The sequence below is a fragment of the Burkholderia sp. SIMBA_051 genome (assembly GCF_046534915.1).
GTDB lineage: Bacteria > Pseudomonadota > Gammaproteobacteria > Burkholderiales > Burkholderiaceae > Burkholderia > Burkholderia ambifaria.
This window is the reverse complement of the sequence record NZ_JAWRXS010000548.1, coordinates 1-256: the sequence shown is the minus strand read 5'-3', so window position 1 is coordinate 256 and position 256 is coordinate 1. Positions and strand designations below refer to the sequence as shown.

The 256-nt window shown below is 62.9% G+C and carries 1 protein-coding gene; it reads left to right on the top strand.

The genetic code is table 11. The features are described 5' to 3' along the window. Positions 1–30 precede the first annotated feature (30 nt). A partial coding sequence (locus SB771_RS35665; RefSeq protein WP_410722127.1) for a hypothetical protein occupies positions 31–256 on the top strand: 226 nt, incomplete at its 3' end.

Below are 256 nucleotides of genomic sequence, written 5' to 3'. Positions count from 1 at the left end.
GCGGACCGTCCGCGTTCGACATCACGCAACATGGCGGCGATCTGTGCGGCGGTGAGTTTTCTACGCCTCATGCGCACATCCCGCCGGCAGGGTCGCGAAAAGCCGGCCGGTCGTCCCGCCAGCGAGCTTGCCTGTCGCGAACAGCTCTTGCAGCAGGCGCCCACTCGGGCGAGAAATGAAGATCACGACCATGCATCCGGCTTTCCCCAAAATTTCCAATGTCGGAACGCAGCATTCCGCGTGCGAGGCATCTCAC